The following is a 19,288-nucleotide window of genomic DNA, read 5'->3' as shown; positions in this document are numbered from 1 at the left end:
CGCTCTCCGGAACGAGCTGCCGCCGTCATCACTCGGCGTGTCCGCCACGGAGATTACCGTCGTCAGGCGGGGCTGACGTGACCAAGTTCCGGCCAACCGGCCGACTCGGCCCTACTCTTCGGGGTCGGACAGATCGGCCAGCGCCGCCTCGATCTCCGCCAGCTGCTGCCGGAGACGTTCGGCCTGCTCCTCGGCCTCGGCGCGCGCCGCGGACACGATCTCGTCGACCGCGTCGGCGACCGCCGGGGACTCGAGGAGCCCGACCATCTTCAGCGCGTCGGCCGCGCGGACGGACGTCGGCTTCACCAGCACCCGGGCCCCGCGGGCGGCGGAGACCGTCCAGTGGCCCTCGTGGTGCGCGAGCGTCACCGTGAGGTCGGGAGCGCGCTTGGCGGCAGCCTTACGAGCCGGACGCGCCTTGGCGACCGGCTTCGACGCCTCAGCCGAGGGTGAAGGTGCGGCCGGCGCAGCAGGTGCCGGTGCGGCCGGCTTCGCCGGTGCGGCCGGCTTCGCCGAAGCGGCGGCCTCGGCCGGAGTGGCAGCCGCGGTGACCGGGCGGGTGGGGGTGGACGTCGCGGCGGCGACCGCGGCCGGCGAGCCGGTGCCGCTCGAGCGCGCGCTCCCCGCCTCCGCTGCGGCGCTGACCGGCGCGGCGGGGGCGCTGGCGACCGCCGCCTTGGGAACCGCCTTCTGACGCGGCGGGGCCTTCGGCGCGATCTGCAGATCAGTCGGGGCGAACGGGAGCTCGTCGCGCCCGAAGCGGACCACGACCCACTCGTCGGCCGACGGATCGTCCAGGCGGACGACCTGGCCGATCTGCCCGGCGATCTGGCCGGCGGCCGAGGTGAACTGGACCTTGGGCTTCCGTCCGGCCTCGACCGCCGTACGGAGCGAGTCGAGGTCGGCAGTGGACAGCCCTCGGCTGCGGGTGGTCGGCATCCTGCCTCCTCCAATGCGACGGGCTCCGGTTCCGAGCCCGCGTCTTGGGGGGATTCCTACCAGAGCCCACCGACGAAACCGTGCAACGGATACCCGGAACTCACAGGTACATCCCGGTGCGCTCGCCGTGCGGACCCGGTTCGCGGCGTTCGGGCAGGGCCTCGCCGAAGAAGACCTTGCCGCCGAAGTCGCCCTGGAGACGGTCGTCGAGCACGTCCGCCAGGCCCGTCATGACCCGGATCGCGGTCGACAGGTGCGTCGGCTGGAAGTCGGTGCCGAACACCCCCACCGACGCCCAGACCGTGTCGTCCTCCAGGTACAACCGGCCCACCGGCAGCGTCTTGGTGAGCGCGGAGAGCCGCTCGTAGAGCCGCTGCGTGGCCCGCACCTCGGTCAACACCGGTGACGACACCTCCACCAGCGGCGGGTCGTCGGTGATGCGGACGAACACCATCGCCGAGCCGCTGCGGATCGCGATGTCGCCGTCGGCGTCCAGCGGCAGTTCGTCCACCGGGCGGGAGAGCAGCTCGGAGACCACCGCGCGGACGCGATCGGGCAGCGGGGCCGACGGATCGTGGGCAGCTGGCGCATCCGCCGCCGAAGTGACACCGGGCACCCGCCGCGCCGCACCCAACGACAGCACCTCCACCTCGCCCTCCAGCGCGGTGGCCGAGTACGTGAGGAACGCCGGGTGCGGCGTCCCGTACACCTCGCGCAGCGTCCGGATCGCGATCGCGGCCAACCGGTCGGCGTCGGACGTCGGCATCTGGATGCCGAAGTTGTCGGTGGTGCCGTCCACGACGCCGGGCGGTGACCAGCCCAGCGCCACCAGGTCGGCGATCGCGTGCCGGTCGAGCCGGTGCCCCGGCGGGAGCGCGGCGTTCCCGACGGCTTCGGCGTGCAGCAGGTTCTCGTCGAACATCACGAATTCGACGGTGTACGTGGCGTCGCCGGTGCCGCCGGCCGTGGGGTCCAGCGTGAGCGTCAGCTGCGCCCCGAGTTCCAGGTGGGCCAACACGCCCGCCAGTGCCGACCGCAACTCGTCCCACGCCGCCTCGACCTTCGCGCCGAGATCGACGGTGGACGGGTCCTCGGCCAGCGGAAGCGGTGAGCCCTCCGGCGGGCGCCGCCGGGAGTGGACGCCACGTTTCGGCTTCGGCACAGGCCTCCCGTCGTCGCTCGGCGCATCGGTCTCGTGCAGGTCATCTTCACCCAGTTCGAGGAACCGGTCGAGCACGAGTTGTCTCAGCCGCCGGTTGTTCCGGCAAGACCGCAGGTAGGCGAGTTGCGCGTCGGCGCCGCGCGGAGCCGCCTCGTGGTCGCCGAGCCCGGCGGCGCGGAGCCCGGCGACGACGTCGGAGCGTGCGTCGGCGTCCGAGACCAGCCATCCGTCACGCAGGATCGGCCACGCGATGCGGACGAAATCGACGCGCGGTACCGGACCGAACGTGGCCCGCAGTGCGGCCGCCGGGCCTCCCGCCGCCTCTTCCAGCGCGAGTTCACGCGCCAGTTCGGCGGCCAGCCTGGTGGGCACACTGGACCAGTCGAATCCCGGCATGGCGCCTCCTGTGTCATGCGTTCGCGGCCTCGGACGCGCTTCGGCAACCCTAGTGCTGCCTCACGAGCCCGTATGACGGGTGGCTGACTCAACAATCCTTCCTTCGACGCTTCCACCGCACACTCGTTGTGGGATCGGACACGAGGTCCGGTTATGAAGGAGAAAAGAGAGTCATGCGGTTACGTCCGGTCCTCCTAGCGGCGGTGGCCGCAGCCACGATGGCCACGGTGCTGACGGGCTGCTCGTCGTCGAACGAGGACAAGGTTCGGACGGCGCTGTCCGAATATCTCGACGAGGTCGGCGAGCAGGATTACCGGGAAGCCTGCGGCTACGTCGACTCGACGGCCAAGCAGAAGCTGGGCGGGGACTGCGCCTCCGCGCTCGGCAAGCGGTACGCCGACCTGTCGACCGACGTTCGCGACGACCTGGACGAGATCGACGTGAACGACGTCCAGGTCAAGGGCTCGACCGCCACGGTCCGCGACGGTGACCTCGAGGTCGAGGAGACCACGAAGACCACCAAGAAGGACAAGAACGGCAAGAAGAAGACGACGACGAGGACGTCGCACCACGCCGCGCCGGACGTCAGCAGCGGCAGTGGCTTCACGCTCGTGAAGAGCGGCGAGAACTGGCTCGTCCGCGACGGGATCTAGTCGGCCAGTAACCGTTCCACGGTGGCGACCTTGCTGGTCAGGCCGTCGGTGACGCCCGGTCGGAGGTCGGCTTTGAGTACCAGGCTGACGCGACCGGCGCCGACACCGGCGGCCTCGACGGCCCGCTTCACCACGTCCATCACCTCGTCCCACTCACCCTCGATCGAGGTGAACATCGCGTCGGTGTGATTGGGCAGGCCGCTCTCGCGGACGACGCGGACGGCCGCGGCCACCGCCTCCCCGACCGACTCACCGGTTCCCATCGGGCTGACCGAGAACGCCACGATCACGAGTTCAGTCCTCCAGCGTCGTGTCGGAGACCCGGTCGGGGTTCCAGCCCTCGGCCAGTGCGGCGATCTTCGTCGCGGTCTCCCGCGGATCGGCGCCGGCCCCCACGGCCAGACCGAGCAGAAACGTGGTCAGCGGCGCGGCCGGCCGGGCGACGCCGTGCGCGACGTCGCGGGCCAGGTCGAGCACCAGGGATCGGTCGACGCGGTGTTCCAGGCCCAAGTCCACGGTGACCGCCGCGACCCAGTCGTCCAGCGTGCTCATCCGCCTGCCTCCCATGTTTCCGCGATCCGGATGTCCTCGGCATCGTCGCAGTCGAGCCACGGCGGTGCGCCGTCGGTCGATACCCGCACACGCGCCAGTTCCAACCCGGCGACGACCCGACGCATCGGCGCGCCGGACGGGGGCCCGACGGAGCGCACCGCGTCGACCAGGGCGGAGACCCGGTACACACCGGCCAGGAATTGGTCGCGGCCCGACGCGTCGACCAGCACCGCCCCGTGCGCCTCCAGCGCGGCACCACGTAGCAGCGTCAGCGCGTCGACGGTGAGGAACGGCAGGTCACCGGCCAGCAGCGCGACCCAGTCGACGTCGCCGAGCGCGGTCAACCCGGCGGCGAGCGCCGCCACCGGCCCCCCACCCGGCGGGTTCTCCCGAACCACCAGCACGTCACCGGGCACCGGCTGCTCCGGCCCGACGACGACGCGGGGGCGCGCGTCGGGCACCGCGGCGAGCACCCGGTCGAGCAGCGGGACGCCACCGATCAGCAGGCCGGGCTTGTGCACGCCGCCCAACCGCGTGGCGCGCCCACCCGCGAGCACCAGAGCCCCGTACGGATCCACGAATTCAAAAGTACTGTGGATACTGTCGACCGCGAGGAGAACACCATGGGCAGGGTGACCGGACGCCGACCGGTGATTCGTGTGAACGGTTCCGAACAGACTCGCCGACCCGACACCCTCGTGGCCGAGGAGCCGCTGGAGATCCGCGTCAACGGACAGTCGTTCGCGGTGACGATGCGCACGCCCGGCGACGACGTCGACCTGGTGCACGGATTCCTGCTCAGCGAAGGCGTGATCACGGCGCCGGAGCAGGTGGCCGGCGCGCGGTACTGCCTGGGCACCGGGCCCGACGGGCAGAACACCTACAACGTCATGGACGTCGTGCTGGCGGCCGGTGTGGCGCCACCGACGCCCGACATCACGCGGAACGTCTACACGACGAGTTCGTGCGGGATCTGCGGAAAAGCGTCGATCGACGCGGTACGCACCCAGAGCTCGTTCCGGGTCGACGAGGACCCGCTGCGGATCGGGGTGGACGTGCTGGCGAAGCTCCCCGACCGGCTGCGTGGAGCCCAGCGCGTGTTCGACCGCACCGGTGGGCTGCACGCGGCCGCGCTCGCCGGCCCGGACGGCGAGCTGAGCATCGTCCGGGAGGACGTCGGGCGCCACAACGCGGTGGACAAGGTCTTCGGCGCGGCCCTGAAGGCCGGCGCGGTACCGGCGAAGAGCCAGGTGCTGATGGTGAGCGGCCGCGCGTCGTTCGAGCTGGTGCAGAAGGCCGTGATGGCGGGCGTGCCGTTACTGGCCGCGGTGTCGGCACCCTCGACGCTGGCGGTCGACCTCGCGGCCGAGGCGGGAATGACGCTCGTCGGGTTCCTGCGCGGCGACACGATGAACATCTACACCGGCGCCGAGCGCATCGAGTTCTAGCGTCCGAACTCCAGGATGTCGGGCTCGTCGGTCGGCGCGGGTGGGGCCGGACGTTCGTGGTGACGGCCGACGGTGGCCACCGGCATTCGCTTCGCACGCAGCTCCACGGTCTTGAGCGACCGCAGCACCGATACCGGCGCCGCCGACCGGTGCACGTTCGGCAGCACCAGCCCGAGCCATCCGCCCACCGCGGTGCACGCCCCGCCGCCGAGCGCGGCCGGGATCGCGCCTAGCGCCGGGCGCAGCAGCTCGGCGTCGTGTCCCCAGCCGATGAGCGCGGCGCCCACCACCGACACCAGGAGGACGGCCGGCCACGCCCGCCGGGGCTTACCGGTCAGCGACACCGCCGCGTGTCCGGTGGCCGTGCCGATGCCGACGTAGGAGAGCAGCAGGAACAGCGGGATCACCAGATCGGACCCCATGCTCGACGCCCAGCCTCGCGCGCTCTCGTACAACAGGAGCGCGAAAACCGACGCGACCGCGCCGACGGCCCAAGCCCGTGCCATGGACGGTCACGGTAGCGCCGCCGACCTCCCGGGCGGACCGGAATCTAGCGAATCGCGCTGGGGAACAGCGCGCGGTACGAGCGGGCGTCCGGGCGGTCGGAGGCGGCGAGCACGCCGTGGGCGATCGCGCGGCTCAGGCAGTCGGCCGCCACGATCTGCACGGCACGCTGGTCGACTCCGGTCAGCGGCTCGCCGACACCCGTGGACAGCGCGAACACCGTGTCTCCGTCGGTGATCGTGTGGGCCGGTCGCAGCGCGCGGGCCAGCCCGTCGTGGGCCGCGGACGCCAGCCCGCCGCAGCCGGCCTTGCTCAGCGGAGCGTCGGTGGCGATCACGCCGAGCGTGGTGTTGAAGTTGAACCGGCCGGGTTCGGCCGGGCCGGTCCAGCGCTCCACTTCCGCCGGGTCCGGCGCGCGGAGGTCGAACTCGCCGGGCAGGCCGTCGGCAGCGCCGTGGAGCAGGCCGGTGCGCGGATCGACCGCGCTGCCCGCCGCGTTCACGACCGCGAGCGCGGCGACCGTGTAGCCGTCGCTGAGCACGGCGCTGGCGGTTCCCACGCCACCGGCCAACCCGCCGGCCACGGCGCCCGTGCCGGCGCCGACACTGCCGGTCGAGACGTCGTCGGTCGCCGCGTCGTAGGCCGCGGCGCCGAGCGCGGCGTCGGGTGTGGACCGGAAGTCACCGCCGCGGGACAGGTCGAAGATGACCGCACCCGGCACGATCGGAACCACCCCGTTCCCGACCGGGAAGCCGATCCCGTGGTCCGCGAGCCGGTTGACGACGCCGTCGATCGAGGCCAGCCCGAACGCGGATCCGCCGGTCAGCACGATGCCGTGGATCTTCTCCACGAGCTTGCGCGGGTCGAGCACGTCGGTTTCACGCGTGCCGGGCCCGCCCCCGCGCACGTCGACGCCGCCGACGGCACCGTCGGGTGGCGGCAACACCACGGTGACGCCGGACAGCCAGCCGTCGCCGCGGCGCTGCGCCTGACCCACGCGGATTCCCGGCACGTCGACCAGGCTGTTCGTTTTTCCGGCGCGGACGACCGTCGGCATCTCCATGCTGTTAGAAAACACCAGTGGATCTCGACTACCTGCGTGCGCACCCGGAGACGATTCCGCGGCTCGTCGAGCACCAGCGGATCCGCATCACGCCGCTGGGTGGTGCGAAGGGTGGCCGGGTCGAACGGTGGACGCTCGACGACGGCACGAGCCTGTTCGCCAAGGTCACCGAGGCGCCGAACGACGCGCTGCCGGCCGAGGGCCGCTCGCTGCGACGGCTGGCCGAAGCCGGCGCGGCCCGGGTTCCCGAGGTCCTCACCGCCGTGCCGGAGATGCTGGTCACCGCCTGGGTGGACCGGACCGGGCCCAGCGCGGCCGGCGCCGAGGAGTTCGGCCGCCGGCTGGCGGCGCTGCACGCGGCCGGAGAACCGACGTTCGGCGCCGAGACCGACGGGGTGCTGGCCACGCTGCCGCTGCCGAACACGCCCGAGCCGGACTGGCCGACGTTCTACGTGAAACATCGCTGCGGGCCGCTGCTGCGCCGGGCGCGCGACGGCGGGGCGCTGACGGCCGCGCAGGCGTCCACCGTCGACGACGCGCTGGCGCGCCTCGCGGACGCGGCCGGGCCGCCGGAACCACCCGCGCGTCTGCACGGTGACCTCTGGTCGGGCAACGTTCTTCCCGGACGCGTCGGCGACGTCGAGGGCTGGTGGCTGATCGATCCGGCGAGCTACGGCGGGCACCGCGAGACCGACCTGGCGATGCTCGCGCTGTTCGGCCTGCCCTTCCTGGACACCGTGCTTGCCGCCTACGACGAGACCTCGCCGCTGGCCGCGGGTTGGCGCGAACGGGTCGGCCTGCACCAGCTGTTCCCGCTGCTGGTGCACTGCGTCCTCTTCGGCGCCTCGTACGCGTCCCGGACCGTCGACGCGGCGAAGAGTTTCTAGGCCAGGTTCTCCGCCATCCGGCGGAGGGTCGCCACCGTCGTCCGGTAGTCGTCCTCCGAGAGCCCCTCGGTGGCCCGCTGACGCACCTGCGTCACCTCGGTACGCAACGACTCCAGCGCCGCCGTGCCGTCGGCGGTCAGCGTGTACGGGTCGCCGGCGACCCAGCCCAACCGTTCCAGTTCGGCGAGCACCGCGAGCATCTCGCCCGGCCCGAGGAACGGGGCCAGCTCCGCGGTGGCTTCCGCGACCGTCCGCGGCGCCTCGGCCAGCAGATTCAGCGTCTGCCAGTGCCGGCGCCCGACCCCGCGCGAGGCAAGCGTGCGATCAAGGGAACCCTCGAGGACGTTGTCGAGGTTCTTCACCCAGTACCCGATCGGTCGTTCCACGGTTCACCTCCATGTAAAACAACAACTAGTTGTAAAGTAACAGCTATGAGCACCGAGGTCGACGCGGTCGAGCGGGCCGTCGTCGCGATGCGTCGCAGCATGACCAGGCGGACGTTCGCGCGGGCGGCCGGTCACGGCGAGAGCGCCGCGACCTACGAGGTCCTCGACGTGGTCGAAGCCTCCGGCGACCGGGCCACCGTGTCGAGTGTCGCCACCGCGCTGCAGGTCGACCAACCCCGCGCCAGCCGCCTGGTGGCCGCCGCCGTCGAGGCGGGCTGGCTCGTCCGGGTCGCCGACCAGTCCGACGGTCGCCGGGCGTTCCTGGCCCGCACCGAGGCCGGGAAGACCGTCTCCGAGCACGTGCACGGCTTCCGCCGGTCGATGGTCGCGTCGGCCATGACGGCCTGGTCCGACGAGGAGCGCGCCACGTTCGCGCGCCTGCTCACCGACTTCGTGGCTCAGCTGCCCGGAACGACGAGCCCCGACTCGTAGGCCAGCACCACCAGCTGCGCCCGATCACGCGCCGACAACTTCATCAACAACCGGCTGACGTGCGTCTTCACGGTGTTGAGGCTGACCACGAAGTGCTCGGCGATCTCGGCGTTCGACATGCCGGCCGCCACCTGCACGAGCACCTCACGTTCGCGCTCGGTGAGGCCGGTGAGCCCGGTCGAGCGCACCACCACGGGTGCCCGGCGCACGAACTCCGCGATCAGCCGGGTCGTCACCCGAGGCGTCAGCAACGACTCCCCCGACGCGACGACCCGGATCGCCGCCACCAGGTCCTCCGGCGGCGTGTCCTTCAGCACGAACCCGCTGGCACCGGCACGCAACGCGGCGAACACGTGCTCGTCCTCACCGAACGTCGTGACGATCAGCACCCGGGCGTCGAGCGACGGGTCGCCGACGACGTGCCTGGTGGCTTCCAGCCCGTCCATGCCCGGCATCCGGATGTCCATGAGCAGGACGTCCGGGTTCAGCGCGCGGCACTGACGCACCGCGGTCGTTCCGTCGGCCGCCTCACCGACGACGGTGAGGCCCGGTGACGCGTCGAGCAGGACCCGGAAGCCGGCGCGGATCAGTGCTTCGTCGTCGACGACGAGCACCCGGAGGTCAGCCACGGCCGGTCCCCACCGGGAAGCGCGCGACGACGGCGAACCCACCGTCGGGGCGCGGGCCGGCGTCGAGCGTGCCGTCGAGCAACGCGACGCGCTCACGCATGCCGACCAACCCGAACCCGGCGTCGCCCGGGGCGCCCGGCCGGCCCGCGCCGTTCACCACCGACACCGACAAAATGCCGTCCGCGCACGTGACCTCGACGCGGGTGGGCACCCGGCCGGCGTGCTTGGCGACGTTCGTGAGCGCCTCCTGGACGACCCGGTACGCGGACTCCTCGACCAGCGGCGGGACGCCGACCGGCGGTGACCTGGTCAGCGTCGCGTCGCAGTCGGCGGTGGCCACGAGTTCGGGCAGGTCGGCCAGGGTCGGCGCGGACGGCGCCACCGACGACTCGCGCAGCGCGTGCAGCACCGTCCGGAGTTCGTCGAGCGCCGCCCGGCTCGCCGATTCGATGGTGCTGAGCGCCACCCGGGCCTCGTCCGGCTGCTGTTCGAGCACGACCCTGGCCACCCCCGACCGCACCGCGATCATGCTCAACGTCGACGACACGATGTCGTGCACGTCGGCGGAGACGCGGAGCCGCTCCTCGGCCCGGATCCGCCGCTCCTCCTCGCGGGCCCGCTGCTCCTCCCGCTCACGCAGCTGCTCGTCCCAGCGGCGCCGCACCGCGAGCGCATACCCCAGTAACGCAGCCGGAACGGCGGTGACCAGCTGGATCGCGTCCTGGGTGACGCCCGGGTGCCGCCCGATCGACGCCACCTCGGCCGCGGAGACGGCCGCGACCGCCACCCCGGCCGCGATCATCGCGACCCGCTTGGGCATCCGCTCGGCGACGGTGAAGGCCGCGAGGGCCAGCGCCGGTCCGCCGTTGCTCACGAACAGCGTGAAGCGGACGCCGGTCGCGGCGGCGACGACGAGCGCGGCGGCCACCGTGGCCAGCACCGCCACCGGGGCCCGCCGCCGCACGGCCAACGGCGCCGCGGCCAGCAGCCCGAGCACCACGATCGCCCACGTCGGCCCGATGCCCTCGGTCGCGCCGACCACGATCGGCCCGGTGAACACGACGAACGAGGCCACCGCGAGCGCGGCGTCGACAAGATCGGCTCGGTTCGTTCGCACGGCACGAACGCTAGTGACGCCCGGCGGGGCGGCGCGTCACTCCTCAGCATGACGAGCCGGGTCACTACCGGGTGCGACGCGCGAACCGGGCCGCCCGCGCCACGGTGAACGGCATGAACACCACCGTTTCCCGTCCCGCTCTCGTCCTCGCCACTGTCTTCACCGGCCTCGGTCTCGCCAGCGGGGTCGCCTGGTACCTCACCCACCGCGGCGACCCGCTCGAACGGCAGGTCCCGGGGACCGAGGCGTGGATACCCCACCTGGTCATCACCGCCGTCGTGGTGGTGTGGTGGGTGATCGCGGCGCACCGCAGCCCGCTCGGAGCGAAAGTCGTGTTCTCTCCGCTGCTGCGGCCGATCACGACGCGGATCGGGGCGACGTTCCGGACCTCACGCAACCCGCTGCGCTGGGCCGCGGTCGCGTTTCTCGTCTTCCTCGAGCTGTACATGTGCTGGCGCATTGGCGAGCAGGTGTTCGCCGGTCTCGATCCCAACTTCACCCGCAACGCGTGGGGCGGGCCGTCCTACCTCGGTGCGATGTACTGCCACTACATCGACGGCGCGCTAGGCTTCTCGCTCTGCCACGCCGGGCTGCGTGCGGCGACCGTGCCGTCAGTCGACCGGCAGCACCAGGACGCGTAGCAGGCGGTCGGCGTCACCGTCCGGGTCGTCGGTGAGGCCGGTGTGCACCGGGCCGGGCTGGATCACCGTGCTCCGCGGTGCGGTGAGCCACCGGAAGCGACGGCCGATCTCCTCCTCGGCGGCCGGGCCCACGGCGTCGGCCGAGCAGGTCCGGCCCGCCGCGTGCAGTGCGCGGGTGATCGCCTCGGCGTCCGCCCGGGGGTCGAGGGCCCGGAGCCGGTCGGCGTCCAGGTGGATGCGCGACCCCAGGTAGCTCAGCGGTCGGCAGTAGACCAGCACCCCGGCGTTCATCGCCTCGCCCCGCTCCACCCGGGGCACCACCCGCAGGACCGCGTACTCGAACACGTGCCGCGTGCTCACTTGGTGCCCTCGAGCCAGGCGGGACGGTTCGACGCCACGCTCCGGCGCGAGCCACGAGCGGTCCGGGCCGTCTCCTCCAGCGGCGGGAGCCACGCCGGACGGGCGGCCAGGCGAGCGAGCAGGCGTTCGACGTAAGCGCGGCGGACGTCGTCGGGAGAGTCGAAACCGGGCTCGTCGGCGAGCCAGATGTCCGGCACCGCCGCCACCGCGGCGCCCAGCGAGTCGGCGGTGACCAGCGGGGCCAGCGCCGCGTCGGCGGCGGCGAGCGCCGGCGGCTGCCCACCGGCCGGCGCGCAGGCGACGAGCGCGTGCTGCGTGGCGTCGAACGGACGGTCGGCGGATTTCGCCGCCCCGGGCCAGTTGTAGTGGAAGGTCAGCGTGGCCCCGTGGTCGATGAGCTGGAGATCGCCGTGCCAGTACAGCATGTTGGGGTTACGCCACGACCGGTCGACGTTGCCCACCAGGGCGTCGAACCAGAGCACCCGGCCGGCCAACTCGGCGTCGACGCTGAACGCGGTCGCGTCGAAGTCGAGCGCGCGGGGCAGGTAGTCCATGCCCAGGTTCAACCCGGCGCTGGCGCGCAGCAGGTCCTGCACTTCCTGGTCGGGCTCTCCGCCGGCGAGGGCGGGCGCGACGTCGACCGTGACCAGATCGGGGATCGGCAGCCCCAGCGCCTGGCCAAGCGTTCCGCAGATGATCTCCGCGATCAGCGTCTTGCGGCCCTGGCCGGCGCCGACGAACTTCACGACGTAGGTGCCGAGGTCGTCGGCCTCCATCAGGCCGGGGAGCGAACCGCCCTCGCGGAGCGGCGTCACGTAGCGGACGGCAGTGACATGGGGCAGCACGACCACGAGCCTAGGCGCCTGCCTCCGGGCGCTCCGACCGCGGCCGGAATTCCCGGAGCGGCACTCGAATCGTGTGACGTTCGAGCCAGTTTCCGCAGGCCGGGGCCGGTCATCTAGTAGATGGACACAACATTGGAGGGATTCGATATGGGTACGCGTTCCACCGCCCTGGACGAAGCCGTCCGCTCCGAGGTGGGCCACCTTCTCGAAGGCGTCGCGGTCGACCTGATCGCCCTGTCGCTCAACCTGAAGCAGGCGCACTGGCACGTGCAGGGCGCCACGTTCAAGCAGGTCCACGAGCAGCTCGACGAGGTACTCGCGGACGTGCGGACCTACTCCGACGACGCGGCCGAGCGGGCGGTCACGCTCGAGATCGCCATCGACGGCCGTCCGGCCGCGGTGGCGAAGTCGCCGGTCGCCGACTTCCGCACCGGCTGGCTCGACGCCCAGGAGACGATCGCGCTGGTGGCCGACGAGGTCGGCGCGGTCGCGGCCCGGGCCCGGGAGACGCTCCCGACGCTCGAGGAGAAGGACCCGGTCTCGCACGACCTGGTGGTGCAGATCGTCACCGGTCTGGAGAAGCATCTCTGGATGCTGCGCGCCCAGACGCGCTGAGACACCGCGAGGCGGGCCCCGCACGGCGGGCGCCCGCCTCTCAGCGTTGCGCCACCCGACGCACGATTTCCGCCACGGCGTCGACGAATGCCCCGTGGTCGAGCTCCTCGTCCCACGCCGTCTGCACCAGCAGGCCCTGGTACACCGCGATGAACACCCGGACCAGGGCCTCCGATTCGACCCCGGTCGCCCGTACCGCCTGTTCGATCCCCGCGCGCGCGAGTGCACGCAACTCGTCGGAGCGAACCGACTCCGCCCACACCTGGAGCGCCAGGCGTGCGTCGGGCGCCTCGGACGTCCCGATCTCGCGCAGCAGCCCCAGATAGGCCTCGGTGCCGTCCCCCGACGTCAACGCCGCAGCGCGGTGCGCGTGCCACTCGCGGACGATCTCGGCGATCATCTCGTCCTTGCCGGCGAAGTACCGGTACACCAGCCCCGCGCTGATCCCGCACTCCCGCACGATGTCCTGCATCGACGTGCGGTGGAAGCCGTCGCGCGCGAAGCACACGGCCGCCGCGTCGAGGATCTGCCGGCGCCGCGCCAGCAGATGCGCCTCACTCACCTTCGGCATGCACACCCGCCCTCGCGACCCGGTAGAACGCCGCCGCCGTGGCCGGCCGCCGGTACCGCTCGGCCGCGTCCAGCGTCGACCGGTCCTCGGCCAGCGACAGCCCGCGTTCACGCAGGTACTCGGCCAACGCGGACGGATCGAACCCGAACGTCCACGGCTCCCCCACCGCCGTGACCGCCCCGCGCCAGGCGTCGGCCACCCCGCCGTCGAGAACCGCCCGGTCGACGTAGGTGAAAATCACCTCGCTGCCCGACGGCAACGCCCGCCCGAGATACCGGAGCATCTCGTCGACGGCCGGCTCGGTGAGGTAGTTCGTCACGCCCTCCCACACCACGACGGTTCGGACCGCCGAGGAGAAACCGGCGGACGCCAGCGCCGACGCCAGGTCGTCGCGCAGGAAATCCACCGGCACGAAATGGACGTCGTCCCGGCTGCGTCCCCTGATCACCCGCTGCTTCACGGCCTGGGTGGCCGGATGGTCGACCTCGAACACGTCGACGGACGCCAGCGCCGGGAGACGGTACGCGCGGCTGTCGAACCCGGCCCCGAGCACGAGCGCCTGCCGAGCGCCCCGGCCGACGGCGTCGGCGACCCAGTCGTCGATCAACCGGGTGCGGACCACCGCGGACGCGCGCGGGCCGCCCCACCGCGAGTCGATGTAGTGCTCCAGCCGCCGCCCCACCGGCCGGAACCGGGCCGCCCGAGCCGCCGCCCGGTACCCGGGCGGGAGGAAGAGCCGCGCGTACGAATCGCTGAACAGGCGATCGGCACGCGCCGACTCCAGCGCCCGGAACAGTGCTACGTGAACCGCCGTCCTGCTCCCCGTGGTCAGCACCGGCCCAGAATAATGAATGAACGTCCATTTTTAAAGCCCTGCACTAGCCTCAAGGAGCAACTGACGACGAGAGGGACGGGCCGTGGAGCTACTTCATTCCGGCAAGGTTCGGGACGTCTACCTGGACGGGGACGACCTGATCCTGGTGGCGTCGGACCGGGTGTCGGTCTACGACGTCGTGCTCCCCACGCCGATCCCCGACAAGGGCGCGATCCTCACCCAGCTCTCCCTGTGGTGGTTCGACCAGCTCCACGGCGTCGTCCCCAACCACGTGATCAGCACCGACGTGCCGGCGGAATGGGCCGGGCGCGCGATCCGCTGCCGCCGCCTGCGGATGGCGCCGGTGGAGTGCGTCGCCCGTGGCTACCTCACCGGCGGCGGGCTCACCGAGTACCGGCAGAGCGGGACGGTGTCGGGCATCGAACTGCCGCCCGGCCTGGTCGACGGCGACAAGCTGCCGGAACCGATCTTCACTCCGTCCACGAAGGCGACCGAGGGCCACGACGAACCGATCTCGTTCGACGAGGTGCAGAACATCGTCGGCGCGGACGAGGCGAACCGGCTGCGTGACCTGACGCTCGAGATCTACCGGCGCGGCGCCGATCTGGCGGCCGAGCGGGGCATCATCGTCGCCGACACCAAGGTCGAGTTCGGCTGGGCCCCCGACGGCGAGCTGGTACTCGCCGACGAGGTCCTGACGTCGGACTCCTCGCGCTTCTGGCCGCGCGACGAGTGGGAGCCCGGACGCCCGCAGCGGTCGTACGACAAGCAGTTCGTGCGTGACTGGGCGACGAGCACCGGGTGGGACAAGCAGCCGCCGGCACCCGAGATCCCCGACCACATCGTCAAGGCCACCCAGGCTCGCTACGTCGAGGGTTACGAGCTCCTGACCGGGAATAAGTGGTTGAACGGGCAACTCTAAGTGTCATGCGTGTAGACATCTGGTCGGACATCGGCTGCCCCTGGTGCTACGTCGGCAAGCGCCGGTTCGAGAACGCGCTCGCCGCGTTCGAGCACCGGGACGACGTCGAGGTGGTATACCACTCGTTCGAGCTCGACCCGAGCCACCCGACCGAGAAGACCGTGCCCGTCACCGAGATGCTCGTCGGCAAGTTCGGAATGCCGAAAGCCCAGGTGGAGGCGGCAGAGAAGCGCCTCGAGGACACCGCGGCCGCCGAAGGGCTGGCCTACGACCACGGTCGACACGCCGGCAACACGTTCGACTTCCACCGTCTCGCGCACTGGGCCGCCGAGCAGGGCAAACAGCAGGACCTGCTCGACCACGCCTACACCGTGCACTTCGGTGAGGCGAAATCCGTGCACACCGTCGACGCGCTGGTCGAACTCGCCGCCGGCGCCGGGCTCGACCCCGACCGCGCCCGCGAGGTCCTCACCGACAAGAACCGGTACGCCGACGACGTGCGTGCCGACGAGAACCAGGCGCGTGAGCTCGGGATCAGCGGCGTGCCGTTCTACGTCCTCGACATGAAGTACGGCGTCTCCGGGGCCCAGCCCACCGAGGTGTTCGCGGAAGCGCTGGCGCGGGCCCACAGCGGCGCCTGACCCCTGTTACCAGGAGTGATACCCGAACTGATGTGAGTGTCTCCTTGCCCCGGCTCACCGGTCGGGGTCAAGGTTGACCTCATGGACCCGCACCTCATGGCGACGCTGCACCGTGTCGCCGCGTCCGGTGGTCCGGTGATCGTGGCCGCCGCGGGCACCGAGAGCTGGGCGGCGGTCAAGAACCGGTTCGTCAAGATCCTCGGACACGGTCACACCGGCCGTGAAGAGGTCCAGTCGGAGCTCCTCGAGGAAACCAACCAGGCGATCGCGCACGCGCCCGCCGGCCTGGTCGACCAGGTCACCCACGACCAGCAGAGCCGCGCGCAACAGCTGCTGCTCCAAGCGATGCTCGTCGACCCGTCCGTCTCCGAGGAACTGGAGAAACTGGTCGCGGAGCTGAACCCGCCGCCGGAGGACGACGAGGAGCCGGCACCCGAGCCTCCGAGCAGCCGCCAATCGGTGCTGCGGCCACGCATTCTCGGTGCCCCATGGGCCTGATCAGCGGCTCGGCGCGTCGGACACCGAGGGCGTCGCCGAAGGTGACGGAGGCGTCGGCGTCGGCGAAGCGGACGGGGTGACCGGCACCGGTCCGGGGCGAACCCGCACCCGCCCGACGGCCGGTCGCCGTCCGTCGGAAGTACCAGCGGAGTCAGGCGCGGCGTCGGTGGGCCGTGCCGACCCCTCCCCAGGGGACGCCGGCTCGGCCTCCGGCATCACCGCGCCCGACTCGCCGGGTCTCGGTGTCGTGTCGTTCATCGTCCAGAACTCCTCGGACTCGCTCGCCCACTCGTCGGCCTCGTCAGCCGGCTCCGTCGACCACGCGGCAGTCGGGGTGGGCTCGACCCGGGGTGCCGACGTGGTCGGGGTCCGGGACGGAGCCGGCTGCGGCGAGGACGGACCGGTCACGTGGGGCCGGCGTGCGTCCGGCGTCGACCAGCCGAAGGCCGATTCCCGCGACGGCGTCACCGAGCCCGCCCGGCCGGCCGGTAGGCGATCGGGGCGTTCGCCCGCCGCGGCCCCCGGCTGCAACGGCGTGATGCGCACCAGGTCGACGCCGGCGTTGGCGACCACCAGCAGCGCCGCGGTCGATCCGGTCGCCAGCGCGCAGAGCGCGACCGCCCCGCCCCACTGGGCACGACGACGGCGCGGAGAAGGGCGATATCGCGTCCGCATCACCACTCCTCCCCGCCGGCGACGGCAACCGTGCTGACCTACCCATCGTCCGCTGCGCGCCCGCCGCCGGGCGAGCCTGGCACCCCCGGCGTTCGCCCAGGCTCCGCTGCCCGATCGGGGGACGGCACTGTTCACCGACGCGAAGTTCGGTAATGCTGACGACGAGGGCTACCAGCGCCCTCGACGTTCAGAAGGCCCCGTTGCCGACCGCGCCACCCCTGCGTACGGCATCGGTATCGATCACCTCCGTGCGGTGACCCCGCGCCGGAGGGCACGAGCGAGGAGATCGGCATGTCCGAGTCCGCCCCCGAAACGTCTCGACCGCTCGGCGAGGCCGCCGTGGCCGAGCGCGGCTTCGTCCAGTTGCTCACCCCAGAGGGCGAACGCGTTCACGACAGCGACTACGACGTCCACCTCACCGACGCCGAATACCGCAGTTTCTTCCGCGACCTGGTTCTCGTCCGGCGCGTCGACGCCGAAGCCACCGCACTCCAACGTCAGGGTCAGCTCGGTCTGTGGGCGTCCCTGCTCGGCCAGGAGGCGGCCCAGATCGGCTCCGGTCGAGCCCTCCGCCCGCAGGACATGGCGTTCCCCACCTACCGCGAGCACGGCGTGGCCTGGTGCCGCGGCGTCGACCCGCTGCACGCGCTGCGGATGTTCCGGGGCGTCGACCTCGGCGCGGCCGACCCGCACGCGCACAACTTCGCGATGTACGCGATCGTCATCGGCGCCCAGTGCCTGCACGCCACCGGCTACGCGATGGGCATCCAGAAGGACGGCAAGGTCGGCGGCGGCGACGGCGAGGCCGTGATCGCCTACCTCGGCGACGGCGCGACCAGCCAGGGCGACGTCAACGAGGCGTTCGTCTGGGCCGCCGCGTTCGCCGCACCGGTCGTCTTCTTCTGCCAGAACAACCAGTACGCGATCTCGGCTCCCACCGACCGGCAGACGCGGGTGCCGCTCTACCGCCGGGCGGCGGGCTTCGGCTTCCCCGGCGTGCGCGTCGACGGCAACGACGTGCTGGCCACCTACGCGGTGACCAGGCGCGCGCTGGACGACGCCCGGAACGGCCAGGGCCCCTCGTTCATCGAGGCGTTCACCTACCGGATGGGCGCGCACACCACGTCCGACGACCCGACCCGCTACCGCATCGCCGCCGAGCTCGAAGAGTGGCGGCTACGCGACCCGATCGAACGGCTCCGCTCGTTCCTGGTGCGTCAACAGGTCGTCGACCAATCGTTCTTCGACGAGGTCGAGGCGGAGGCCGACACCCTCGCCGCGCGGGTGCGGGCCGGCTGCCTGGAGATGCCCGATCCCGAGACCGCGCACCTGTTCGACCACGTTTACGCGGGTGAACAGCCCGTGTTGAAAGAGCAACAGGAAGCGTTCACGGCCTATCACTCGGAATTCCTAGCTTCTGGCGACGAAATCGGGCGGAGTACCGTCCCCGGCCGGGAAGGGAGCCGTCGATGACGTCGATGACGCTGGCCAGGGCATTGAATGCCGGGCTGCGCAGCGCACTGGACACCGATTCGAAAACGCTGATCATGGGAGAGGACGTCGGGCGGCTCGGGGGTGTTTTCCGAGTAACCGACGGTCTGCAGAAAGACTTCGGAGAGCATCGGGTAATCGATACGCCGCTGGCGGAATCGGGCATCATCGGAACCGCTATCGGGTTGGCCATGCGGGGTTACCGGCCGATCTGCGAAATCCAGTTCGACGGGTTCGTGTACCCGGCGTACGACCAGATCGTCAGCCAGCTCGCGAAGATCCACTACCGCTCGCAGGGCCAGGTGAAGTTGCCGGTCGTCGTCCGGATCCCGTTCGGCGGCGGCATCGGCGCGGTCGAGCACCACAGCGAGTCGCCCGAGGCGTACTTCGTCCACACCGCCGGGTTGAAGGTCGTGACCTGCTCGAACCCGGCCGACGGGTACACGATGATCCAGCAGGCGGTCGCGTCCGACGACCCGGTGATCTTCTTCGAGCCGAAGCGGCGGTACTGGGAGAAGGGCGAGGTACCCGACGACGTCCCGCGGGCCGACTGGTACCCGCTGCACTCGACCCGGGTGGTGCGGCCGGGCACCGACGCCACGCTGGTGGGGTACGGGCCGATGGTGCGCACGCTGCTCGAGAGCGCGGAGGCCGCGGTCGAGGACGGACGTGACCTGGAGGTCATCGATCTGCGGACGCTCTCACCGCTCGACCTGGAGCCGGTGTACGCCTCGGTGGAGCGCACCGGGCGGCTGATCGTCGTGCACGAAGCGCCGTTCACGCTCGGGCTCGGGTCGGAGATCGCGGCGCGGGTCACCGAGCGGTGCTTCTACGCGCTGGAGGCGCCAGTGTTGCGGGTGACCGGGTACGACACCCCGTACCCGCCGGCCCGCCTGGAGGACGACTACCTGCCCGACCTCGACCGGGTTCTCGACGCGGTCGACCGGTCGTTCGAGTTCTGAGGAG

26 protein-coding genes are annotated in these 19,288 nt (G+C 71.7%); 11 read left to right on the top strand and 15 right to left on the bottom strand.

All coding sequences use genetic code 11. From position 1 onward, the window contains the following. Nucleotides 1-111: 111 nt before the first annotated feature. Nucleotides 112-939, bottom strand: coding sequence for a hypothetical protein (locus ABD437_RS35165; RefSeq protein ID WP_344653290.1), 828 nt, complete (start codon nt 937-939; stop codon nt 112-114). A gap of 100 nt (nt 940-1,039) precedes the next feature. Next, nucleotides 1,040-2,497 carry a T3SS (YopN, CesT) and YbjN peptide-binding chaperone 1 gene (locus ABD437_RS35160; protein ID WP_344653289.1) on the bottom strand — a complete coding sequence of 486 codons (1,458 nt, stop codon included), beginning with the start codon at nt 2,495-2,497 and terminating at the stop codon, nt 1,040-1,042. Nucleotides 2,498-2,670: 173 nt separating this feature from the next. On the opposite strand from ABD437_RS35160, the gene ABD437_RS35155 reads away from it, so the two are divergent. Further along, nucleotides 2,671-3,150 carry a hypothetical protein gene (locus ABD437_RS35155; RefSeq protein ID WP_344653288.1) on the top strand — a complete coding sequence of 160 codons (480 nt, stop codon included), beginning with the start codon at nt 2,671-2,673 and terminating at the stop codon, nt 3,148-3,150. Here the strand turns inward: ABD437_RS35155 and ABD437_RS35150 are convergent. From ABD437_RS35150 to mobA, 3 genes are read right to left on the bottom strand one after another with little or no spacing between them, the layout of a single operon-like run. After that, on the bottom strand, nt 3,147-3,440 hold the full coding sequence (locus ABD437_RS35150; protein ID WP_344653287.1) for an MTH1187 family thiamine-binding protein: 294 nt from the start codon (nt 3,438-3,440) through the stop codon (nt 3,147-3,149). The two genes, ABD437_RS35155 and ABD437_RS35150, sit on opposite strands and share 4 nt — an antisense overlap. A 4-nt stretch (nt 3,441-3,444) precedes the next feature. Next, nucleotides 3,445-3,702 carry a DUF6457 domain-containing protein gene (locus tag ABD437_RS35145; RefSeq protein WP_344653286.1) on the bottom strand — a complete coding sequence of 86 codons (258 nt, stop codon included), beginning with the start codon at nt 3,700-3,702 and terminating at the stop codon, nt 3,445-3,447. After that, entirely contained in the window at nt 3,699-4,262 is a 564-nt protein-coding gene (gene mobA, locus ABD437_RS35140) for a molybdenum cofactor guanylyltransferase (protein WP_344653354.1), read from the bottom strand. The genes ABD437_RS35145 and mobA overlap by 4 nt, the downstream gene beginning before the upstream one ends. A 63-nt stretch (nt 4,263-4,325) precedes the next feature. Between mobA and fdhD the strand changes: the two genes are divergently transcribed. Beyond that, entirely contained in the window at nt 4,326-5,150 is an 825-nt protein-coding gene (gene fdhD / locus ABD437_RS35135) for a formate dehydrogenase accessory sulfurtransferase FdhD (RefSeq protein ID WP_344653285.1), read from the top strand. Here fdhD and ABD437_RS35130 read toward each other — a convergent pair. After that, nucleotides 5,147-5,656 carry a hypothetical protein gene (locus tag ABD437_RS35130; RefSeq protein ID WP_344653284.1) on the bottom strand — a complete coding sequence of 170 codons (510 nt, stop codon included), beginning with the start codon at nt 5,654-5,656 and terminating at the stop codon, nt 5,147-5,149. The two genes, fdhD and ABD437_RS35130, sit on opposite strands and share 4 nt — an antisense overlap. Before the next feature lie 44 nt (nt 5,657-5,700). Next, a complete protein-coding gene (locus ABD437_RS35125; RefSeq protein WP_344653283.1) occupies nt 5,701-6,717 on the bottom strand; it encodes a P1 family peptidase in 1,017 nt (338 codons plus the stop codon). A 17-nt stretch (nt 6,718-6,734) separates the two neighbouring features. Between ABD437_RS35125 and ABD437_RS35120 the strand changes: the two genes are divergently transcribed. Then, entirely contained in the window at nt 6,735-7,604 is an 870-nt protein-coding gene (locus ABD437_RS35120; protein ID WP_344653282.1) for a fructosamine kinase family protein, read from the top strand. On the opposite strand, the gene ABD437_RS35115 is transcribed toward ABD437_RS35120, so the two are convergent. Beyond that, on the bottom strand, nt 7,601-7,990 hold the full coding sequence (locus tag ABD437_RS35115) for a MarR family winged helix-turn-helix transcriptional regulator (RefSeq protein WP_344653281.1): 390 nt from the start codon (nt 7,988-7,990) through the stop codon (nt 7,601-7,603). The two genes, ABD437_RS35120 and ABD437_RS35115, sit on opposite strands and share 4 nt — an antisense overlap. A 45-nt stretch (nt 7,991-8,035) precedes the next feature. On the opposite strand from ABD437_RS35115, the gene ABD437_RS35110 reads away from it, so the two are divergent. Continuing rightward, nucleotides 8,036-8,482, top strand: a complete 447-nt coding sequence (locus ABD437_RS35110; protein ID WP_344653280.1) for a MarR family winged helix-turn-helix transcriptional regulator — start codon at nt 8,036-8,038, stop codon at nt 8,480-8,482. On the opposite strand, the gene ABD437_RS35105 is transcribed toward ABD437_RS35110, so the two are convergent. Next, the gene (locus ABD437_RS35105) at nt 8,449-9,111 is read right to left on the bottom strand and encodes a response regulator (protein WP_344653279.1); all 663 of its coding nucleotides are present in this window, start codon (nt 9,109-9,111) and stop codon (nt 8,449-8,451) included. The two genes, ABD437_RS35110 and ABD437_RS35105, sit on opposite strands and share 34 nt — an antisense overlap. After that, the gene (locus ABD437_RS35100) at nt 9,104-10,228 is read right to left on the bottom strand and encodes a sensor histidine kinase (RefSeq protein ID WP_344653278.1); all 1,125 of its coding nucleotides are present in this window, start codon (nt 10,226-10,228) and stop codon (nt 9,104-9,106) included. The genes ABD437_RS35105 and ABD437_RS35100 overlap by 8 nt, the downstream gene beginning before the upstream one ends. 113 nt (nt 10,229-10,341) lie before the next feature. Between ABD437_RS35100 and ABD437_RS35095 the strand changes: the two genes are divergently transcribed. Beyond that, on the top strand, nt 10,342-10,869 hold the full coding sequence (locus ABD437_RS35095; RefSeq protein WP_344653277.1) for a hypothetical protein: 528 nt from the start codon (nt 10,342-10,344) through the stop codon (nt 10,867-10,869). Here the strand turns inward: ABD437_RS35095 and ABD437_RS35090 are convergent. Then, nucleotides 10,840-11,229 (bottom strand): DUF3037 domain-containing protein, encoded by a 390-nt coding sequence (locus ABD437_RS35090; RefSeq protein ID WP_344653276.1) that lies wholly within the window; start codon nt 11,227-11,229, stop codon nt 10,840-10,842. The genes ABD437_RS35095 and ABD437_RS35090 overlap by 30 nt on opposite strands. After that, the gene (locus ABD437_RS35085; protein WP_344653275.1) at nt 11,226-12,074 is read right to left on the bottom strand and encodes a HipA family kinase; all 849 of its coding nucleotides are present in this window, start codon (nt 12,072-12,074) and stop codon (nt 11,226-11,228) included. Before ABD437_RS35085 ends, ABD437_RS35090 begins: the two co-directional genes overlap by 4 nt. 147 nt (nt 12,075-12,221) lie before the next feature. Here ABD437_RS35085 and ABD437_RS35080 point away from each other — a divergent pair, with 147 nt between their 5' ends. Further along, a complete protein-coding gene (locus ABD437_RS35080) occupies nt 12,222-12,689 on the top strand; it encodes a Dps family protein (protein ID WP_344653274.1) in 468 nt (155 codons plus the stop codon). 40 nt (nt 12,690-12,729) lie between these two features. Here the strand turns inward: ABD437_RS35080 and ABD437_RS35075 are convergent, their stop codons facing one another. Together ABD437_RS35075 and ABD437_RS35070 are read right to left on the bottom strand one after the other, a co-directional pair. Further along, nucleotides 12,730-13,260, bottom strand: coding sequence for a TetR/AcrR family transcriptional regulator (locus ABD437_RS35075; RefSeq protein WP_344653273.1), 531 nt, complete (start codon nt 13,258-13,260; stop codon nt 12,730-12,732). Beyond that, nucleotides 13,244-14,095: a class I SAM-dependent methyltransferase gene (locus ABD437_RS35070; RefSeq protein WP_344653272.1), complete on the bottom strand. Its 852-nt coding sequence runs from the start codon at nt 14,093-14,095 to the stop codon at nt 13,244-13,246. Before ABD437_RS35070 ends, ABD437_RS35075 begins: the two co-directional genes overlap by 17 nt. Before the next feature lie 82 nt (nt 14,096-14,177). Between ABD437_RS35070 and ABD437_RS35065 the strand changes: the two genes are divergently transcribed. The 3 genes from ABD437_RS35065 (at nt 14,178) to ABD437_RS35055 (ending at nt 16,156) form a co-directional block, all read left to right on the top strand. Further along, nucleotides 14,178-15,017 carry a phosphoribosylaminoimidazolesuccinocarboxamide synthase gene (locus ABD437_RS35065; protein ID WP_344653271.1) on the top strand — a complete coding sequence of 280 codons (840 nt, stop codon included), beginning with the start codon at nt 14,178-14,180 and terminating at the stop codon, nt 15,015-15,017. A gap of 5 nt (nt 15,018-15,022) precedes the next feature. Beyond that, nucleotides 15,023-15,658, top strand: coding sequence for a DsbA family oxidoreductase (locus ABD437_RS35060; RefSeq protein ID WP_344653270.1), 636 nt, complete (start codon nt 15,023-15,025; stop codon nt 15,656-15,658). 81 nt (nt 15,659-15,739) lie between these two features. Next, the gene (locus tag ABD437_RS35055; RefSeq protein ID WP_344653269.1) at nt 15,740-16,156 is read left to right on the top strand and encodes a hypothetical protein; all 417 of its coding nucleotides are present in this window, start codon (nt 15,740-15,742) and stop codon (nt 16,154-16,156) included. On the opposite strand, the gene ABD437_RS35050 is transcribed toward ABD437_RS35055, so the two are convergent. Further along, on the bottom strand, nt 16,157-16,831 hold the full coding sequence (locus ABD437_RS35050; protein WP_344653268.1) for a hypothetical protein: 675 nt from the start codon (nt 16,829-16,831) through the stop codon (nt 16,157-16,159). Nucleotides 16,832-17,122: 291 nt separating this feature from the next. Between ABD437_RS35050 and pdhA the strand changes: the two genes are divergently transcribed. Both pdhA and ABD437_RS35040 read left to right on the top strand, forming a co-directional pair. Continuing rightward, nucleotides 17,123-18,304 (top strand): pyruvate dehydrogenase (acetyl-transferring) E1 component subunit alpha, encoded by a 1,182-nt coding sequence (gene pdhA, locus ABD437_RS35045; protein ID WP_344653267.1) that lies wholly within the window; start codon nt 17,123-17,125, stop codon nt 18,302-18,304. Continuing rightward, entirely contained in the window at nt 18,301-19,284 is a 984-nt protein-coding gene (locus tag ABD437_RS35040; RefSeq protein WP_344653266.1) for an alpha-ketoacid dehydrogenase subunit beta, read from the top strand. The genes pdhA and ABD437_RS35040 overlap by 4 nt, the downstream gene beginning before the upstream one ends. Nucleotides 19,285-19,288 lie beyond the last annotated feature (4 nt).

Origin of the sequence: Cryptosporangium japonicum, from assembly GCF_039524755.1 — a bacterium.
GTDB lineage: Bacteria > Actinomycetota > Actinomycetes > Mycobacteriales > Cryptosporangiaceae > Cryptosporangium > Cryptosporangium japonicum.
This window is presented reverse-complemented; position numbering and strand designations above follow the sequence as displayed.

Excerpts from the sequence above, each read along its gene's own strand:
- fdhD (WP_344653285.1), top strand. The coding sequence starts at position 4,326 with ATGGGCAGGGTGACCGGACGCCGACCGGTGATTCGTGTGAACGGTTCC.
- ABD437_RS35130 (WP_344653284.1), bottom strand. The coding sequence starts at position 5,656 with ATGGCACGGGCTTGGGCCGTCGGCGCGGTCGCGTCGGTTTTCGCGCTC.
- ABD437_RS35160 (WP_344653289.1), bottom strand. The coding sequence starts at position 2,497 with ATGCCGGGATTCGACTGGTCCAGTGTGCCCACCAGGCTGGCCGCCGAA.
- pdhA (WP_344653267.1), top strand. The coding sequence starts at position 17,123 with ATGTCCGAGTCCGCCCCCGAAACGTCTCGACCGCTCGGCGAGGCCGCC.
- ABD437_RS35155 (WP_344653288.1), top strand. The coding sequence starts at position 2,671 with ATGCGGTTACGTCCGGTCCTCCTAGCGGCGGTGGCCGCAGCCACGATG.
- ABD437_RS35110 (WP_344653280.1), top strand. The coding sequence starts at position 8,036 with ATGAGCACCGAGGTCGACGCGGTCGAGCGGGCCGTCGTCGCGATGCGT.
- ABD437_RS35080 (WP_344653274.1), top strand. The coding sequence starts at position 12,222 with ATGGGTACGCGTTCCACCGCCCTGGACGAAGCCGTCCGCTCCGAGGTG.
- ABD437_RS35055 (WP_344653269.1), top strand. The coding sequence starts at position 15,740 with ATGGACCCGCACCTCATGGCGACGCTGCACCGTGTCGCCGCGTCCGGT.
- ABD437_RS35145 (WP_344653286.1), bottom strand. The coding sequence starts at position 3,702 with ATGAGCACGCTGGACGACTGGGTCGCGGCGGTCACCGTGGACTTGGGC.
- ABD437_RS35125 (WP_344653283.1), bottom strand. The coding sequence starts at position 6,717 with ATGGAGATGCCGACGGTCGTCCGCGCCGGAAAAACGAACAGCCTGGTC.
- ABD437_RS35165 (WP_344653290.1), bottom strand. The coding sequence starts at position 939 with ATGCCGACCACCCGCAGCCGAGGGCTGTCCACTGCCGACCTCGACTCG.
- ABD437_RS35050 (WP_344653268.1), bottom strand. The coding sequence starts at position 16,831 with ATGCGGACGCGATATCGCCCTTCTCCGCGCCGTCGTCGTGCCCAGTGG.
- ABD437_RS35075 (WP_344653273.1), bottom strand. The coding sequence starts at position 13,260 with ATGCCGAAGGTGAGTGAGGCGCATCTGCTGGCGCGGCGCCGGCAGATC.
- ABD437_RS35040 (WP_344653266.1), top strand. The coding sequence starts at position 18,301 with ATGACGTCGATGACGCTGGCCAGGGCATTGAATGCCGGGCTGCGCAGC.
- ABD437_RS35095 (WP_344653277.1), top strand. The coding sequence starts at position 10,342 with ATGAACACCACCGTTTCCCGTCCCGCTCTCGTCCTCGCCACTGTCTTC.
- ABD437_RS35060 (WP_344653270.1), top strand. The coding sequence starts at position 15,023 with ATGCGTGTAGACATCTGGTCGGACATCGGCTGCCCCTGGTGCTACGTC.